The sequence below is a fragment of the Spirochaetae bacterium HGW-Spirochaetae-1 genome (assembly GCA_002839375.1).
GTDB lineage: Bacteria > Spirochaetota > UBA4802 > UBA4802 > UBA5550 > PGXY01.
Map to the genome: position 1 here is coordinate 1 of PGXY01000014.1, position 18,835 is coordinate 18,835.

Sequence of the window (18,835 nt, forward strand, 5' to 3'; positions counted from 1 at the left end):
GGGGAAATATATCATCTATTTTTGTTGATAAAACAACATAACAAAAAGGCCGTCCAGAATTTTGTTCTGAGACGGCCCCCTTTTTTTATCCTGCCTTGTTTCCAGCCATGGACAGATTAAAAACAATTACTGCGCCTAAAATTTTAATTGCATTTTAGGTCACATCCATTCCTATTAATTTTATTTCAGGAATATTAGCAATATTAAAGGGATATGGAGAATGCTAACTGATAATGAATTGAACCGCTACAAGCGACAAATGGGTATCAATACCTGGGGACGTGACGGCCAGGAGAAACTAAAGAGTTCCAAGGTATTCGTAGCAGGAACAGGGGGGCTTGGCGGACCGGTTCTATATTATCTAGCTTCGGCAGGCATCGGCAGGCTTTGTTTTTGTGATTATGATATCATTGACATTTCAAACCTGAACAGGCAAATACTGCACAAAACAGACCGCCTGGGTCTTTATAAAACCGAATCGGCTTTTCAAACTCTGCATGATATTAATCCTGAGATAGAATTGATTCCTCTGCAAAAAAAAATAACGACTGGAAATGTCCACTCCCTGGTTGGCGAAGCGGATATAATCGTTGATTGCCTCGATAACTTTAATACGCGACAAATCCTGAACAGGTTTGCCGTTGAGAATAATATTCCCCTTGTCCATGGCGGCATTGCTGAATTTCAGGGGCAGCTGACTTTCATATCCCCTCCTGAAACAGCCTGCCTTGCCTGTTTCCTCCCGGAAAAGGATGACAAAAAAAAACCCAATGTCATTGGCGCAACAGCCGGAATAGTAGGATCTATGCAGGCACTGGAGGTTATAAAATACATTACGGGCCATGGCACATTGCTTAAAAATAAACTCTTGTTCTGGGATGGGCTTGATTCATCTATTGAAACCATGCAGCTCACAAAAAATCCACGATGTAAAGTCTGTGGGTAAAATATTTTTCATAAGGAGAAATGTATGTCGATAAAAATTAAATTAATTGGATTGGGACTTGTTGTTGTTCTTGTTGCATCAGCATTTATTTATTTCCGGTATTTTTTTACATATGAACAGAGAAATATGTTCCAGAGAAAGATCGAAACAGTAACCGGGCAAAATCTCTCCATAACCATTTTCGGTTTTGATGGAAGGATTATTCAGAAATGGACGGGTGTTCAGAAAATCACTTCAAGTAAGCCGGGAAACAATTATACCTATTTTTACACGAGAGAAAATAAATATGTCCAGATTCCCAATTCAGTATGGTATATAGCTGAAGAGGAGTGATGTGCTGAATATCGGAATTGCTTCCCTGCCCGGGATTGGCCCCAAAAAATCACAGATACTTAGAACCGATGCGGGAATTGAGACCGTTGAAGATCTAATTTACTATATTCCCCGCAGGTATGTGGATCGTTCATCCTTTAAGGCAATTAAAGACTGTTTCGTGAATGAAATTGTAACAGTTTCAGGGGAAATCATCGACATCAAGGTTGCAGGACATAGGAAAAAATTTCTTGAAGTCTCAATCGATGATGGAACGGATTTATTGAAAGGTATTTTTTTCGGCGGCATGCAGTACTTCCAAAAGATTTTTTCAACGGGAGATCATGTTCTGTTTTCCGGAAAAATCAATTTTTTTAAATACAAACAGATCGTTCATCCCGATTTCGATATCCTTGATTATTCATCCGGTTCCAAAGGGATTAATACGGGAAGAATTGTACCCCTCTATCCTTCCACCGAAGCATTGAAGAGTGTCGGACTGGACTCACGTGGATTCAGGAGAATAATAAAAAACGCCCTTGATATTCACGCCCACTTAATCCGGGAAAACCTCTCGTCGGAAATTATTCAGAGGAATAATCTTCTCGATCTCGGAGAAGCGTTGCAGACCATTCATTTTCCCGATTCATTTCAGCAAGCCGAGGCTGCCAGGAAAAGACTGGCATTTAATGAATTATTTTTCCTGTTATTCTATCTTTCACTATCCAAAGAATACATTAAAGCCCACTATGAAGGAACCCATTATATTACCAAAAGAGGGCTCAGCGATGATTTTATAACAAGCCTGCCCTTCCCGCTTACCGGTGATCAACTGAAGTGCATTGAGGAGATCCGGAATGATATGCTATCCCCTTATCCGATGAACAGGCTGCTTCAGGGGGATGTGGGATCAGGAAAAACGGTTGTAGCCCTGGCCGTGTCACTTCTTTCCGTTGAGGCCCAATGCCAGGTCGCCTTTATGGCCCCGACAGAGGTCCTGGCGCTTCAGCATTTCCAGACAATCGTGAAACTGGTCCCCGAACATGTACGGTGCGCCCTTCTGTCGGGCAGTCTGGGTCTGTCGGAAAAACGGACCCTCTATGAAAAGCTTGAGAACGGCAGCATTGATATTGTCATAGGCACCCATGCGCTGATACAGGAATCCGTTGCTTTTAAAAATCTAAGACTGATAATCATCGATGAGCAGCACCGTTTCGGTGTCCACCAGAGAGCCCTGCTCAGGCGAAAGGGGAATGATGCTCATCTGCTTATTATGACGGCCACACCGATCCCCCGGTCATTATCAATGACGCTCTTCGGAGACCTGGATTTCTCATCGATACGAACAAAACCGGCAAACCGTATTCCAATTAAAACCCTGGCATTTCCCGAGTCGCGTCTGCCATCAGTGTATAATTCTCTCAAAAAGTATATGGATCAGTCCAGGCAGATTTACTATGTTCTGCCCCTTATTGAAGAATCCGAAAAAATTGATCTGAAATCAGCACAGGAAGTTTTCAATCTTCTATCGCAAAAAATATTCCCGGATAAAACGATCTCCCTTCTTCACGGAAAAATGAAGTCTGCCGAGAAGGAACGGATTATGAACTCCTTCAGGGAGGGAAAGATCGATTTACTCGTTTCCACTACGGTAATTGAAGTCGGCATCGATGTTCCCAATGCCAGTGTTATGGTGATAGAACACGCTGAAAGATTCGGCCTCTCCCAACTGCACCAGTTGCGCGGAAGAGTCGGCAGAGGCGATCACCAATCCTTCTGTGTTCTCGTGTATCCCGATGATGTACCCGCTGAAAGTAAAAAACGGATTGATATTATGACTGAAACCGATGATGGATTCATCATTGCGGAAGAGGATCTTAAGCTTCGGGGAGCTGGACATATAACCGGCATTAAGCAGCATGGACATGATGCCGATTTTGAGTTCACGGATTTGATCAATGATATGGAAATAATTACTCATGCCAGGGTGGAAGTGCAGAGAGAAATGCAGAATATTCAGGACGTTGATAAAACACTGAACGCTATCAAACAAAACAGTTACGAACGGATACTGGACGGCATAAGGAAAAAGAGGATTCTTGAAATACTTTCTTAAGAAAACATTTTATTTTCTTAAACAATTATGATTCTTTCTTACCGTACTGGATCAGTGGTCGATGCTGAGATTGCCTAAAAATCTTCTATACACACATTTCTGTGAAGAAGTAAACCACATATCACCCTTCTTTTTTAAAAGTTCTGCAGGCGTAATATGACGGTCATTTCCTGCTTTGATATTAACCTGATCCATTGCCTGGTTAAATTTCTTTTTTTGTTCAAGGTATCGGTTCTGGATTGTCTGCCTGATTGACTTGTAAAGGGTCATACTGTCAAAATCAAGCTGAAGAGTGTTGACATTTTCTTCATACCAGTTGAGAATCTTCTGCTTCAGATATTCATGAGGGATAAATTTTTTCGCTCGTCTGTCAGGCAGATAATAATAGCAATCTCCGATATGCTTCTCTTGAATATACGTTTGCAAAATATTGTGGATGGTTTCAGGTCCACAATGATAGAGAAGAAGGTGTTTATTCTCACCGGTTTCGAAAAAAGAAACCACATCTTCCATTTCCTTGATTATTATGCGATCAATGAAATCGGAGTATGTATCAAGAATACCGTACTTCTTTTTCATAAAAATAATCATTGTTCTTTTAAGTTCTTCATCAAGCACGCTTGCTTCCAGGGGCTCCTGTATGAAGAAAAATGATCTGGATAATTTTTCCATATCCTGATCAAGATTTTCAAGGGATATGTCCATGATATAGGGAGCGCCGGTATTCCAGGGCTGGGTGCCCCTGACGCTGAAGGTCATTGTGTTATAAAGTCCGGGCTGAATCGGATTTTCCCTGTTCTCCTCTCCGCCGGATATGGCCGATGCCTGGTTGTCAGGCGAATCCAGTGCGGGGGAATCATCCTCTGCCACATCAAATTCATCTCCGTCTTTTTCATCGGCTGCGGTACTATCATTATCAGGAGGGGCCTCATCAGCATCGGCTAAATCCCCGAGGCCCCTGTATTCACCGTCATCTATATCTGAAAGTAAATCATCGATATCTTTCATCATCCGTCCTTTTTACGTAACGTAAAAGGGTTAAGCAATAGCATATCACTCTTCTTTTTGATCCGACGGCGTTACGAGATCAATCTTTTTCCCGTTGGAAACGGGCGGAAGTTTTTCTCCTTTCATTACCAACTTTATTTCTTCCGAATCGAGAGTTTCCCGTTCGATGAGATACTCGGCCATTTCTTTAAACGCCGTCATGTTCTGCTCAATCATTTCTTTGGCCTCGGCGCGGTTTTTTTCTATTATGGTTTTTACCTCTTCGTCAATTGCCGCGGCAGTGCCTTCACTATAATCACGGTGCTGGGAAATCTCCCGTCCGAGAAATATCTGCTCGTTCTTTTTTCCGAATGTAAGGGGACCCATCTTTTTGCTCATGCCCCATTCACAGACCATTCTTCTCGCAATATCCGAGGCTCGTTCAATGTCATTGGATGAGCCCGTGCTGACTTCTCCAAATATCAGTTCTTCCGCTATATGACCGCCGAAGAGGTGTTTTATCTGGTTAAGCCAGTATGATTGCGTATGTATATGCCTGTCTTCTTCGGGAAGAGACATGGTGAGTCCCAGGGCTCTTCCACGGGGAATGATCGTCACCTTGTGAACAGGATCCGTACCAGTCAGCATTCCAAGGATGGTGTGCCCCGCTTCATGATAGGCGATTACCTTCTTTTCCCTTTCATTAATGAGCATGGATCTCCTTTCGGGCCCCATAAGGACTTTATCCTTTGCCTCTTCCATCTCTTCCTTGTTCACACGCTTTTTATTTTTACGTGCTGCCAGGAGAGCGGCTTCATTTACCAGGTTGGCCAGATCTGCACCGGTAAACCCCGGCGTGCCTCGTGCGATTATCTTGAGGTCGACCTCTTTTGAAAGGGGTATTTTCTTTGTGTGAACAGCAAGGATTTTTTCCCTGCCTTTTACGTCGGGATTGTCAACAACAACCTGACGGTCAAAGCGGCCGGGACGCATCAGGGCCGGATCGAGTACATCGGGTCTGTTAGTTGCTGCAACGATTATTACACCTTCATTTGTTTCAAAGCCGTCCATTTCAACCAGGAGCTGATTGAGGGTCTGTTCACGCTCATCGTGACCGCCGCCAAGCCCTGCTCCGCGCAGCCTTCCCACGGCGTCAATTTCGTCGATGAATATGATGCAGGGAGCACTCTGCTTCCCCTGGTCAAAGAGATCGCGCACCCGTGAAGCTCCCACACCGACAAACATCTCAACAAAATCCGAGCCGCTGATTGAGAAGAAGGGAACACCGGCCTCACCGGCTATTGCTTTAGCAAGAAGAGTTTTTCCTGTCCCCGGAGGGCCCATGAGCAGAACGCCCGTAGGTATTTTAGCGCCGATATTAATGAATTTTTTGGGCTCTTTCAGAAATTCGATTATTTCCTGAAGCTCAACTTTGGCCTCATCAACGCCGGCAACATCATCGAATGTTACTTTTGTCTTCATTTCAGGATTCAACTTGGCCTTGCTTTTACCGAAAGAGAGAGCCTTATTTCCCGTGGACTGTATTTGCCTGATCATGAGAAACCAGATGAATCCGAAAAACAAAAGCCAGGGAAGAAAATTCAGAATTCCTTTCAGCCAGAAATTATCGTCGTCATCCTTGCCTTCCACAACGACATTGTTGCTCAGCAGGGTTTTAATGAGATTGGAATCTTCATAGGGGATTGATGTTTCAAAGTCATGTTTTTCAGTGCGTGAGCCGAATCCACGCGATTCGGGCTTTTCAGTTTTTATGGCGGTTTCTCGATAATATCCTATAATTTTCCGATTATTTTCAATAGTGATTTTACCAACTTCCTTATTCTCGACTTTTTTTATGAAGTCGCTGTAATTGATAAATTTATTTGTTTTTCCCGACTGGTTGACCTGGAATATGGCCAGTATAAGCATTCCAATCAACAGGAAAAGTGCAATCTGTTTTACAGTCTTGTTCATTATATTCTCCTAATGTGTACTCTCGTTTAAACCGGAGGGGAGCTGACAGGCGTGATTTCGAGTCGTAACTGTCAATATCATGTTACATTTTGCGAATAACAAGGATTTTATTTGAACCATCATTGATCATATGGTCAATGGAAATCCGGTTTTGAAATCCTGTGGTAAAACCTGTCATTACAGCGGCAATATGCGCGCCAAATATGAGTAAAGGGACACAATTCTTGCTTTCATTGTCAAGCTTCTTTTCAATAAAGAGTTCTTTAATTTTTTTTGTTCCCGATCCCAGATGTATCCTGTCGCCCTTTCTCCTGTTCCTGATATAGAATGTAGTGTCGTCGCTGCTAATTGTTACAAAAATATGGTTTTTGTCCAACCTGTTTTCTTCGAAATAGTCAAAATCCGAAAAAAATATCTCAACCTCAATTCCCGCTTCGGGAATCCCCAGTGTCCTGCAACCCGTTTCATCAATTTCCACGGGGTAGATCCATTGCTGTGATGAAGATAACGACTGTCCGGCTTTTTCAATCCTGATGAGTTTTCCCGCTTCACCGGGAAATTTTCTCATACGTATATCTCCGGTTTTATACAGGATCATATGCGATTTCCCCGTATTGTACTTCTTCCATATTTCATTCAGCATTCCCGAATTGACATAGGGGCCTGCATGACGTCTTATGACAGATGACAGCACATGGTTGAACAGAACCCGGTCGTCGTCAATTTTATACGTCGACAGGGTTATGCCTTCATTATCCTGCTCCACGAGCTGACCGTAATTTTCAGCAATGAGCCTGTCGGTAAGTCTGATCTGCTCCCCGGCCTGCCTGCTCATTGTATGAAGAGAGTCCAGGAAGGCGGGATATCTTTCCCGTATAACAGGAAGTATCACATTTCTCATGTGATTGCGGAGATAACCGTTGTCGGCATTTGAATCGTCATCTCTCCAGGAAAGACCATTCTCTTCCAGATAACGAACAATGTCTTCCGATGAAATTGTCAGTAGCGGCCGTATTATCATATCCCTCGAGGCATGAATCCCCTGCAGGCCGTGGATTCCCGTCCCGGACAATATCCGCATCATAAGTGTTTCAGCATTGTCGTTTTTGCTGTGGGCCGTTGCTATTTTCGTATAATGATAGCGGTCGGCCGTTTGCTGCGCCAGCGCATAGCGGATTTTACGCGCCTGTTCTTCAAAGGAATATCCGGGGTCACGCCGCTTTTTGAAATCAAACCTTTCGGGCATGAAGGGGATCTTATAAAACCGGGCCCTTTCTTCAAGAAACTTTTCATCAAAATCCGATGCTTCACCGCGCATAAGATGATTCAAATGAAATATGCCCAGTTCGACATCAAGGATATCCCGCAGCCCGGCCATTAGATGGAGCATCGCCATTGAATCCTTTCCTGCCGAACAGGACAGGAGTACCCTGTCTCCGGAAGCAAGGAGATGTTCTCCTTCGACAAAATTAATTACTTTTTTTATAATATCATGCATGTCAGCGGCTCTTCCCTGTGTGATAAATTATCTTTACCGCCAGGTCATGAATAAATCATATTTCATGCGGTTATTTTCTGTCTATTATAATTTTTTAATGTTCCGGCATTCATATTTTATATATATTACATGAGTTGATGTATACATTATGGGCACTTATAAAAATTAGGTTTTCCAATGTTTGCGACCACAAGGGAACAGTCATATAATTAATATACAGGTTCCCTTATTGTAATAACAGGAAAAAGTGTTGCAATTGTTATGGGTATTTCAGGATCATCTCTTTTTAACGGCCGCATTGAATTGTTGCTTAAATATTTCTTTTTTTCGTCAACCATGCATGAGGTACTGTAATGAATCAGGAGATTTCTGATCATATCAAGGATTGGACCAGGAAACCCTTTGACAGGGAAACCATCGATGAAATTCAATCGCTTGTTGACACTAAAAATGAAACGGAACTTATAGACAGATTTTACACCCATCTGGAATTCGGCACCGGCGGTCTTCGCGGTATTATCGGTGCAGGAACAAACCGTGTGAACGTCTATACCATAGGCATGGCAAGTCAGGGCCTGGCTAATTACATTATCGCCAACCAGGGGCAAAGCAAGGGCGTGGTTATAGCCCGCGATTCCCGTAGAATGTCCGATGTTTTTGCCAGAGAAACAGCGGCCATCATGGCGGCTAACGGCATAAAGGTCTATTACTTCAATGACATAACCCCCACCCCGCTTGGCAGTTTCGCCATTCGTGAATACGGCGCCATGGCCGGGGTCGTCATAACGGCCAGCCATAATCCACCCGAGTACAACGGCTACAAAGTGTACTGGGAAGACGGCGGCCAGATCGTTCCTCCCCATGATAAAAATATCATTGACGAGGTAAAAAAAATCCATTCCATCTCCGAGATCAGGCGCATGGACTTTGACACCGGCGCTGCCGGGGGCGTTATTACCGTCATCAATAACGAAATTACCGAATCATATATACGGCAGCTAGAGAAGTATACTCACCGTACGTCCACCAGTTCAGATATTAGCATCGTTTATTCACCCCTTCATGGCAGCGGATATTCCGTCATCCCGGAAGTGCTTCGCCACTTCGGTTTCAACAACATTCATCTCGAGGAAAAGCAATCCATACCCGATGCCGATTTTTCCACGGTCAAGTCTCCCAATCCCGAGGAGAAAGAGACCATGTCGCTGGCCATAGAAATGGCTGAAAAAATCGGGGCCGATATTGTTCTGGCCACCGATCCCGACGCGGACCGCATGGGAGTCGCTTTCAAGGACTCTTCAGGGAATTATACCCTTATCAATGGAAACCAGATAGGAACAATGCTTGAATACTACATTCTGGCGAGATGCCGGGAAGACAGCACGCTGCCCGCCGGCGCCACGGTCATTAAGACCATAGTTACAACGGAGCTTCAAAGAGAAGTGGCATCGAGTTTCCAGTGCGGAATCATTGATGTCCTTACGGGATTTAAATGGATAGCCGCCAGGATGAAGGATTTCGATGCGGATAATTCACGAACATTCCTTTTCGGCGGCGAAGAGAGTTACGGATACCTCCCTGTTCCCTTCGTGAGAGACAAGGATGCCGTGAGTTCATGTTATTTTTTCGCGGAAATGACCGACTGGCTTAAACGGCAGGGAAAAACTCTTCACAATCTGCTCGATGAAATATATTTGAAATACGGCCTGTACCTGGAAGACCTGCATTCCCTCACCCTGAAAGGAAAGGATGGACTGGAAAGAATACGAGATATCATGAAAAGCTTCCGCCAGGCGCCGCCCAAGGATTTTGGCGGCAGAGCCGTAAAGGAATTCCGTGACATCAAATCGGGAACCGTAACGAACCTCATTACCGGCGATGAAACAATCCTCACCGACCTGCCCTCATCCGATGTACTGCAGTTTTTATTCGTCGACGGAACAGTTATAACCATGCGCCCATCGGGGACAGAACCGAAAATCAAGTTCTATTTCAGTGTCAAGAAAAAGACTTCGCGGGGAATGCTGAAAGAGGACAAGGCTGATCTCTATACACAGATTGACATGCTGAAGAAAGAACTGCTGGCCAAGGTGGAATCGATGTGATAGCGCCCTTCAGGAAGAAGAGACTGCTTTGAACATCTCTTCTTCTTTACGCTCCATTATTTTCTCGTCTTTTTTCGATCTCTCGTGATCATATCCCACGAGATGCAGAAGACCGTGGATTATAAGCCGCGTCAGTTCGTCCTTCAGTGTTACGCCGAACTCAGTCGCCTGCTCCATGGCGCGCTCCGCCGAAATGTATATGTCTCCCAGTTCCTCCATGGCCGTATTGACTGCGGGAAAGGGGTCCTCGCGGTATGCGAAACTTATCACGTCCGTAGGTTTGTTCTTCTTGCGGTAAGCCCGGTTTATTTCCCGTATATAAGCATCATCGGTGACAATGAGAGAAATTGCGACTTTATCAAGTCCGAGTATATCCGAGGAGGTCGAAAGGATTTTCTTCAGGAACCGGGCCGTCACTTTTCCGTAGGGAAGTTCGATATTCTCCGTAAATATTTCAATTCTTCTTCTGGCCATTTTTCTCCAGTTTCTTTTCCAGGCTTTTAACTTCCTCTGCGTCGGGATATTCAAGCCGGGTGTGGTATATGCCGTTCAGGATGCTCAGGAATGATTTCTGTATTGTATTGAGGTCGGCCATGGAGAGGTCCGTATCTTCCAGCTCGCCCTCGTTTAGTTTATTGTAGATGATTTTCCTCACCAGGCCTTCGAGCTTGGCCTGCGTCGGCTCCTGGATCGACCGCGATGCAGCTTCGATCGAATCGGCCAGCATGACAATCGCCGATTCCTTGGATTGCGGTCGGGGGCCGGGATACTGAAAATCCACCTTGCTGATTTCCTCGCTGTTTTCGTCATCGGTCATGGATTCCAGGGCCTTGTGGTAAAAATAGGTCATAGTGGTTTTTCCGTGGTGTTCCTTGATGAATGCTATGACCGCCGGCGGGAGTCCGTGTTTCCTGGCCAGGTTTACTCCCTTGTTTATATGGGATATGATGAGCTGGGAATAATACTTCGGCGACAGGGTCTTGGCCCGGGGATCGGTGACCTTGTTCTCGATGTACATTCCTGCGTCCTCTATCTTCCCTATATCATGATAAAAAGCGCCTACCCTGGCCATGAGATGGTCGGCATGTACGTCCTTGCAGGCCGTCTCTGCCATGTTTGACACCAGCAGGGAATGGTGATAGGTTCCGGGAGCCTCAACAAGCATTTTTTTGAATATCTCGGCGTTCAGGTCAGCCAGCTCCAGGAGCTTGAATTTTGTGGTGATTCCGAAGATGCTTTCATAGAGGGGAAATATCCCCAGGACAAGAATTGAATTGAGTATGCCGTGGGCCAGGGCCAGCTGTACGTTTTTAAACATGATTATTGCCGGTATTTCCTGGATGAGGTACGCCGCGATGATAACCAGGGAATTGATGACTCCCAGTATGAGGCCGCCGCGGAGAAAATCCGTCCTGCGCTGGACATTGTAATTGACGAAGACACCCAGGATTGCGGAACTCACTGACAGAATGATGGTGACAAGGTCGCCGCCATGGATAAGCGTGCTGAAAAAAACAACATGCAGTCCGATTATCATGGCCATGTAAATATTGAACAGGATCGCTATCATCATGGTAACGAAGGGAATAGGCAGGAGCAGTGCAAAGGTTATATTGACATTGTTCAGCACCTCGTTCCTGGCCACCATGTATGAATACAGCATGTACAGGAAAAGAAGAGAAAAAATTACAATGGCTCCCTGCTTGTCGGGAATGAGGATGCTGTTATATTCGACAAGGAAAAATCCCATGATTACGACAAAGATAATCTGGAGCAGAAATATGCCGCTTATATAGCTGACATTTGAAGATTCAGCGTAATTGTTAAGAATCCTGATTTTCCCCAGGCTCTCCAGGGTAATGGTGTCGCCCTCCCTGACAATGGTCTGTCCCTTTTTGAGCAGGCCCATGACGGGCTTGACACCGGTCATAGCCTCGTTGATGCGCCGCTGTGTTTCTTCTTCATTGAAATATGTATTGGGTTTCAAACCGGCCACGATGATCTGCGTAACGGCATTGAGCGTTTTCCGCGGCATATTGGGGGCAATGGAATAGCCGATGGTATACACCCTTTTTTTCATGTCATGAATGGTGTACAGGTCGTCAAGGGTTCCGGAAATTTCTTCGGTTTCAGTGCCGGTATTGATTATTCGTATGGATACGTTTTTGTTCTGGAGCTTCAGGGGATTGATGTACGGGGATTCAAGAATACTCATTTCCTTGTTATCGTAAATGTATATGAGAATTCTCGTCACGGTTTTGTTCAGTTCAACGGGATCGCCGTAACTGAGCAGCTGAAGAAGTATTTCATCGTTATATGTGAGATAGCGCGGAAGCCTGGACTTCAGGGCCATGAGCTGGAACGTGAGGTCATCGGTGCCGATAACGGGATTGTCCTTCAGTGTGGTGATAATGGTGTTGAACAGGATGCCCGTCAGTTTTATACGCTCCATGAGGACCGACGAGTCGCGGTCGAAAACAATGGGAATTGATTCGGCGATGCGCTTTTTCTTTATCTCTGTATCTTCGTCTTTCCGGTAATGTATGTCCTTGGGAACGCGGATATCCTCCGTGGAGATATCGCCGATGTTGTACTCATAGGTAGCGCCCGTATTGTTCAGGGCTAGCAGAACCGTGGCAATTATAATGATTGCCAATGTGCCGGCCATGGAATAGCGGATATTCCTGTCCATGAAGACACGGGATATCTTGTCGGCGGTGTTTTGCGATACTATTTTCATAGATTATTCACTATGCACTTTTGCCTCGTAGGCTGCAACTATTTTTTCAACAACGGGATGGCGGGAAATGTCCTGTTTTGCGAAGACGATGAACTCTATCTGGGGTATTGCCGACAGGATTTTCATGGCATGCAGGAGTCCCGACTCGCGGGGTTTATCCAGGTCTATCTGGGTAATGTCGCCTGTTATTACGAATTTCGATTTATTGCCCAGGCGGGTCAGAAACATCTTCATCTGGGAGCGCGTCGTATTCTGAGCCTCGTCGAGTATTATGAAAGCGTTGTTCAGAGTCCGGCCCCGCATATAGGCCAGGGGCGCGATTTCTATTTTCCCCTGTTCAATGAGTTTATACACCTTCTCGAATCCGAGAAACTCAAATAGCGCGTCGTAAAGAGGACGGAGATAGGGATTTATTTTCTGTATGAGGTCGCCGGGCAGAAAACCCAGGCTCTCCCCGGCCTCGACTGCAGGCCGGGTGAGAACGATACGCTCGACCTTTCCTTTCAGAAAAAAGTGCAGGGCCAGGGCCACGGCAAGATAGGTTTTTCCCGTTCCGGCGGGCCCGACGCCGAAAACAACATCGCCCTGGTGAATGGACGAAACATAGCGGGCCTGGTTCAGGGTTTTGGGAACAATGACCTTCCCCGTTTCATTTATGGTGATCTTCAGCCTGTTGATGTCGTCGGAACGTATCTTCTTTCCCTCGAGTACGGCCGTGGCGAGATAGCGCAGGTCGAACTCGCTCAGTTCATAAGAGGCTTCCCGGTCGTGGAGCAGATCGGTTATAAGATGGAGCGCCTGGAGCGTTTTTTCCGGACCGTCTTTAGCCGCCGAGATGATGAGAGTGTTCCCCCTGGGAATGATCTCCACGCCCAGGACGGACTCAAGGATATGAATATTGGCGTCATTGTTCCCGCACAGCTTTTTATACAGAGAGACATCATCTATCTCAAACGTATGCTCCACCGCTTCTACCTTTCAATGACCCTGATTCCGAGCTCCCGCAGCTGTTCCAGATCAACTGGAGACGGTGCGTCGCTCATGAGGCACTGCCCTTTCTGAGTCTTGGGGAAGGCGATGACGTCGCGTATGGAATTCCGTTTCAGTAAAAGCATCATTATTCGGTCCAGTCCAAGGGCGAGTCCGCCATGAGGCGGTGCGCCGAACTGCAGTGCCTCAAGGAGAAAGGAGAACTTGATTTTCGCCTCCTCGTCGGAAATATTCATGAGAGAAAATATCTTCTTCTGCGTTTCCGAGTCATGGATCCTTATGGAGCCGCCGCCGATCTCGGAACCGTTCAACACGATGTCATAGGCCTGGGCCTTCACCTTCCCGGCATCTTCCGGTTTCAGGTTGTCGAGCATGGGGAGATATTCTTTCTGTGGCGCCGTAAAGGGATGATGCATGGCCGCGAAACGTTTTGCCTCCGTATCGTATTCGAAAAGAGGAAAGTCCGTGACCCATACAAAGGCCAGCTTGTTTTCATCGATCATACCCAGGTCAGCGGCTATCTTCTTCCTCATGTTGGCCAGAGTGGCATTCACCACGCCGGGTTTGTCCACGGAAAAGAACAGTATGGCGTCATTCTTGAGGTTGAACCGTTCGATGACCGCCGCCTTCTCTTTCTCGCTGAGGAACTTGGCGATGCCGCCCTCGAAGGCGCCGTTCTTGTAGCGGAACATGGGAAAGCCCTTTGCCCCGTATATTTTCACGTATTCCGTGTAATCATCGCTCATTTTACGGGAAATCTTTCCTCCGTCCTCGACAGCCAGGCCCTTCACTACGCCGCCGTCGGCCAGGGTGTCAGAAAATACCTTGAACTCCGATTCGGTGAATATATCTCCGCAGTCCGTGAGCTCCAGGCCGTAGCGCAGGTCAGGAGCGTCCGTACCGTATTTTGACACGGCCTCGTCATAGGTCATGCGCTTCATGGGAAGTTCCACATCACGGCCCGTGATGTCCTTCACGATGTCCCGCATGAGTCCCTCGATGACCGTGATGATCATGTCCATGTTTATGAAGGACATCTCCAGGTCTATCTGGGTGAACTCGGGCTGTCGGTCGTTGCGCAGGTCTTCATCCCTGAAGCATTTGACGATCTGGAAATATCGGTCGAAGCCCGATACCATGAGAATCTGTTTGAAAAGCTGCGGCGACTGGGGAAGCGCGTAGAACTCGCCGCGGTTGATGCGGCTGGGCACGAGAAAATCACGGGCGCCTTCGGGAGTTGATTTGTTCAGCATGGGAGTCTCGATCTCAAAGAAACGGTTCTCCGAGAGGTAGCGACGCGCCGTCTGCATGAGGCGGTGCCGCTGTATGATGGATTCCTTCATTTCTTCACGGCGCAGATCCAGGAAACGGTATTTGAGCCGGACTTCCTCGCCCAGGTTGTCACGGGTGTTTATCTGGAAGGGAGGCACCTTGGCAGTGTTGAGAATATCAATACTTTCGGCGACGATTTCAACTTCCCCGGAAGGCACATTGGGATTGATTGTTTCCTTTGACCGCAGCCTGACCTTGCCGGTAACTTTTACCACATACTCACCGCGCGTCTGGTCGGCCTTGCGGGCATTATCCTCGGAAAATGAAGAATCGAACACGGTCTGGATTATTCCAGTCACATCGCGGACTTCGAGAAATATGATTCCCCCCAGGTCGCGCTTGGCATCGACCCATCCAGTCACGAGCACATCTTTGCCCTGGTCAGCTTTTGTTATTTCGCCGCAATACGTTCTGTTTTCGAACATGGTATCCTCAATTATACATACATAAAATAAGGGAACATTAATCAATCATTATTTGGATGTTCCCTTGTGGGCACAAACATTGGAAAAATCAGGTTTTTCAATCTTATTGCTAATGAAAAACCTGATTTTTTGAGGTGCCCATAATGAACAAAATCAAAGGAATATCGAGGCTTTTTCCGTTCGCTGCCGTCAAAAATTCCTCTAAAAAAGGTCTATCAGTCAAATGACATCGACAAATAGCCCATATTTGTCAAGCTGAAAAATGAGAGGAATATTCCAGGCTGAAGATGTTACAAATATGTAATAATCATGCCCGATAATGACGAACATAAAGCATATCATCTCAATCGCCTCATGTTTATCCATTGACAAAAAAGGAATGTTTGCTTATTTTATCACAGGCTCACTATAAAAATAAAATGTATCGCCCACCGCTCCGGGAAAACAGGAATGGTGCGGCGAACAAGCTTATACGTATCCGGGGGAGATATGCCACAGCGAAGATTGATTCTTTTTGTACTGATGCTCTGCCTGAGTGCTCCTGCCATGGCTGCAAAAAAGAGCGTGGCAGTGCTCAATTTCACCAATTACGGCTCCAAAGACATCAAGTTCCTTTCCAGCGCCATACCCGAATCGGTCTCCACGACCCTTTCGGAAAACGAGGATATTTCCGTGGTGGAACGGCGGAATCTGGGACGTGTCATAGACGAGTTATCACTGGAGCAGACGGGCCTGGTGGATACCAAAGACGTGTCGCGCGCCGGACGCCTTGCCAAAGCCGATGTGCTCATCCTGGGCTCCGTGTCGGGAGACCGGAACAACGTAATCCTCACCATGAAAGCCGTTGACGTTGCCACGGGCAAGGTCCTGGATGGAAAGACCGTCAAGGCCTCCATGGCCGACATCTTCGACAAAAGCAGCCAGGCCGCCCGGACCATGGCGGCCCTCATTTCGGGAAAAAGCATCGGCCGCCTCAGCGTGTCGTCAACGCCGTCCCGGGCCGAAGTGTACATTGACGGCATGAGCGTGGGCCAGACCCCCATCGTGGAATACAAGCTTACGCAGGGGAAGCACCGGGTGAAGGTGGTGAAAGACGGGTATATAGATTTTGAAGCGTCCTTTAAAATTGACGCCGATGAGCACATGAAATTTTCACCGGTACTGGGAGAAAGCAACTTCCAGAACAGAACCGAGATTGGCTTTGGAGTCTCATTTCTCCAGCCTGTCAGTGATAAATTTAATGGAGTTCCCCATTATTATATTTTAGTCGGCCATACTTTTGAACGCCTCATTGTTTCGGGAGAACTGGGATTCAGTCAGTTCGATCATAGCCAGACACATTTTTCTACCTTCGATCCAAATTTAACTCTTGAAAGATGGTATAATACTTTCTGGTTTCATGGCCATCTGAGCTATATGCCCTTTCCAAACTGGACAAAGTTTACTCCTTACTTTGGTGTTATGATCGGAATGATCAATTTAAATGACTATAAATACAATACCAATGTTAAAAATGACAAAGAGAAAGTAGATGACCAGACTATGTTCAGTTTTGGCGGAAAAGTCGGTGCCAATATTCTGCCCTTTGGGAATGTGGCTCTTTTTGTAGAAGCTCGATACTACTTCCAGCCCTATAAATTAAATCGCATTGAATACGAAAGCGATCTGTTCGGCGCATTAAGTGAAACACAGACAAAACTATATCTGCATATATTCACAATCGGCGGAGGGGTGAAATACTTCTTTTGAGTATTTCAAAATTTTTTCATTAGCCACGCATAGTTGAATATATTTCTTAATGATGAGGAAAATTATGAAAATAAGTAAATTTATAAAAATCATTACGATATTCGCCGGGTTGTTATATTTTTTAAGTTGCAGTAATGTTGTTGAGGATACAGCGAGTCCGCTTTTCAGTGATGTAGAGCCAATGAATGCTAATGCAACAGGGCCGAAAACCGTTAGCTTCACAAATGTTCCATCGAATGCAAAATATTTAATAATATTTATATCCAGTTCAGCTTTCGATGTCGATGAGAATAATCGTATTATTAATGACACAATTGTTGGTGGGAATAGAACAGGACTTGATGGAATTACTCGTAACGGCACAACCGAGTTACATACATATTCAGTTGCTGATGGTGATTTTACAAACGATAACGGGTATTCATTTATTAATGACCACTATTGGGTTGTATGGGGGTTAGATAAGTATCTAAATGTTGTTTGTTCTACTCCAAGATATCAGTATTGATAGAGATTGAATATGAAAAAACCCGCCCTAAACCGGCGGGTTTTTTCACCTCACCCCCCGGCCCCCTCTCCCAGAGGGCGATGGGGAGTCTGTCGATGGATAATTGCATCAGCCGTGTTCCGGTTCCGGGACATTACATGTCACTGCCAGTGAAAATACCGGCCGTCAACATCGAGAATAAGCCGCCTGTTCGTTCCATCCACATCCATGCCCCAGATCTCACCTGAATAGGCATAAACAAATTGCGTTCCGTCGGGTGAAATTGCCATGTCACCTTTTGATACATCGTTGTCACTGGTTATACGCAGCACATCGGTGCCATCGGTATTCATGGAAAAATATTCATTAATCCTTCCAAGACCGTGAGTACCGGAAAAATAAATCTTTGTGCCATCGGGAGACCATAGAGGACCGCCGTCATTTATATCCGCATTGGTCAGGTTCGTCACGTTATCTCCATCAGCGTCCATGACGAAAATATTGAGATATCCCCCGGCATTGCGTCCGGAATAGACAATTTTTGTCCCGTCAGGTGAAAACGATGGACGGGCATCATTCACTGAATTTGCCGTCAGCTGTGTCTGGTCGCTGCCATCGGCATTCATGACAAAAATTTCAGCATCGCCGTCACGCTCACTGACAAAGACTATTTTTAATCCATCGCTCGACCATGAGGGACTGCTATCAACGGCGGCGTTATCGGTAATGCGTGTCTGATCACTCCCGTCGGCGTTCATGACATATATATCAAAGATATTATCACGGTCACTGGCAAAGGCGATTTTAGATTTATCCGGTGACCATGCGGGCTGCATATCCGATGCGGGATTATCGGTGAGCCGGATTACACCGCTTCCATCGGCCTTCATGGCGTAAATATCATAATTTATTGCGGCAGTTTCGCTGTTCGTCACGAAGACGATATCACGAACAACCTGTTCATCATTGCTGTCGCCGAAACAGCCCGTGAGTATTGGTAATGCCATTGTCAGCACTATAATAAAATTTTTAACTTTCATGGGAACCTCCTTTTGTTTTGGATTCCTGATATGGAAAACATCTTATAATCCTATTCCGAAACAGAAACCGTCGTCGCTGCCTTTTCGTCCCTTGCCTTGAGCAGCGCCGACAATTGTTTCAGGTTCTCCGCCAG

At 45.9% G+C, this 18,835-nt stretch carries 14 protein-coding genes; 6 read left to right on the forward strand and 8 right to left on the reverse strand.

Features of this window, described 5'->3' with window-relative positions; genetic code table 11:
• Positions 1 to 220 precede the first annotated feature (220 nt).
• From CVV44_23315 to CVV44_23325, 3 genes are read left to right on the forward strand one after another with little or no spacing between them, the layout of a single operon-like run.
• Positions 221 to 946, forward strand: coding sequence for an adenylyltransferase (locus tag CVV44_23315; GenBank protein PKL35058.1), 726 nt, complete (start codon positions 221 to 223; stop codon positions 944 to 946).
• Between the two features lie 24 nt (positions 947 to 970).
• Positions 971 to 1,279 carry a hypothetical protein gene (locus tag CVV44_23320; GenBank protein PKL35059.1) on the forward strand — a complete coding sequence of 103 codons (309 nt, stop codon included), beginning with the start codon at positions 971 to 973 and terminating at the stop codon, positions 1,277 to 1,279.
• Entirely contained in the window at positions 1,266 to 3,374 is a 2,109-nt protein-coding gene (locus tag CVV44_23325) for a DNA helicase RecG (GenBank protein ID PKL35060.1), read from the forward strand. The genes CVV44_23320 and CVV44_23325 overlap by 14 nt, the downstream gene beginning before the upstream one ends.
• Positions 3,375 to 3,425: 51 nt before the next feature.
• On the opposite strand, the gene CVV44_23330 is transcribed toward CVV44_23325, so the two are convergent.
• The 3 genes from CVV44_23330 to tilS form a co-directional block, all read right to left on the reverse strand.
• Entirely contained in the window at positions 3,426 to 4,382 is a 957-nt protein-coding gene (locus tag CVV44_23330; protein PKL35061.1) for a hypothetical protein, read from the reverse strand.
• Between the two features lie 45 nt (positions 4,383 to 4,427).
• Entirely contained in the window at positions 4,428 to 6,335 is a 1,908-nt protein-coding gene (locus tag CVV44_23335) for a cell division protein FtsH (GenBank protein ID PKL35062.1), read from the reverse strand.
• An 82-nt stretch (positions 6,336 to 6,417) separates the two neighbouring features.
• Positions 6,418 to 7,833 carry a tRNA lysidine(34) synthetase TilS gene (tilS, locus tag CVV44_23340; GenBank protein PKL35063.1) on the reverse strand — a complete coding sequence of 472 codons (1,416 nt, stop codon included), beginning with the start codon at positions 7,831 to 7,833 and terminating at the stop codon, positions 6,418 to 6,420.
• A 353-nt stretch (positions 7,834 to 8,186) separates the two neighbouring features.
• Between tilS and CVV44_23345 the strand changes: the two genes are divergently transcribed.
• Positions 8,187 to 9,938, forward strand: coding sequence for a phosphoglucomutase (locus CVV44_23345; GenBank protein ID PKL35064.1), 1,752 nt, complete (start codon positions 8,187 to 8,189; stop codon positions 9,936 to 9,938).
• 9 nt (positions 9,939 to 9,947) lie between these two features.
• On the opposite strand, the gene ybeY is transcribed toward CVV44_23345, so the two are convergent.
• Genes ybeY through CVV44_23365 form a run of 4 tightly spaced genes read right to left on the reverse strand, consistent with a single transcriptional unit; the run spans position 9,948 to position 15,425 of the window.
• Positions 9,948 to 10,412 carry an rRNA maturation RNase YbeY gene (gene ybeY, locus CVV44_23350; GenBank protein ID PKL35065.1) on the reverse strand — a complete coding sequence of 155 codons (465 nt, stop codon included), beginning with the start codon at positions 10,410 to 10,412 and terminating at the stop codon, positions 9,948 to 9,950.
• Positions 10,393 to 12,678, reverse strand: coding sequence for a hypothetical protein (locus CVV44_23355; GenBank protein PKL35066.1), 2,286 nt, complete (start codon positions 12,676 to 12,678; stop codon positions 10,393 to 10,395). Before CVV44_23355 ends, ybeY begins: the two co-directional genes overlap by 20 nt.
• A 3-nt stretch (positions 12,679 to 12,681) precedes the next feature.
• Positions 12,682 to 13,644: a phosphate starvation-inducible protein PhoH gene (locus tag CVV44_23360; protein PKL35067.1), complete on the reverse strand. Its 963-nt coding sequence runs from the start codon at positions 13,642 to 13,644 to the stop codon at positions 12,682 to 12,684.
• Between the two features lie 5 nt (positions 13,645 to 13,649).
• A complete protein-coding gene (locus CVV44_23365; GenBank protein PKL35068.1) occupies positions 13,650 to 15,425 on the reverse strand; it encodes an aspartate--tRNA ligase in 1,776 nt (591 codons plus the stop codon).
• A gap of 450 nt (positions 15,426 to 15,875) precedes the next feature.
• On the opposite strand from CVV44_23365, the gene CVV44_23370 reads away from it, so the two are divergent.
• The gene (locus CVV44_23370; protein PKL35069.1) at positions 15,876 to 17,174 is read left to right on the forward strand and encodes a hypothetical protein; all 1,299 of its coding nucleotides are present in this window, start codon (positions 15,876 to 15,878) and stop codon (positions 17,172 to 17,174) included.
• 64 nt (positions 17,175 to 17,238) lie between these two features.
• Positions 17,239 to 17,682, forward strand: coding sequence for a hypothetical protein (locus CVV44_23375; protein PKL35070.1), 444 nt, complete (start codon positions 17,239 to 17,241; stop codon positions 17,680 to 17,682).
• Positions 17,683 to 17,822: 140 nt separating this feature from the next.
• Here the strand turns inward: CVV44_23375 and CVV44_23380 are convergent, their stop codons facing one another.
• The gene (locus tag CVV44_23380; protein PKL35071.1) at positions 17,823 to 18,701 is read right to left on the reverse strand and encodes a hypothetical protein; all 879 of its coding nucleotides are present in this window, start codon (positions 18,699 to 18,701) and stop codon (positions 17,823 to 17,825) included.
• Positions 18,702 to 18,835: the final 134 nt, after the last annotated feature.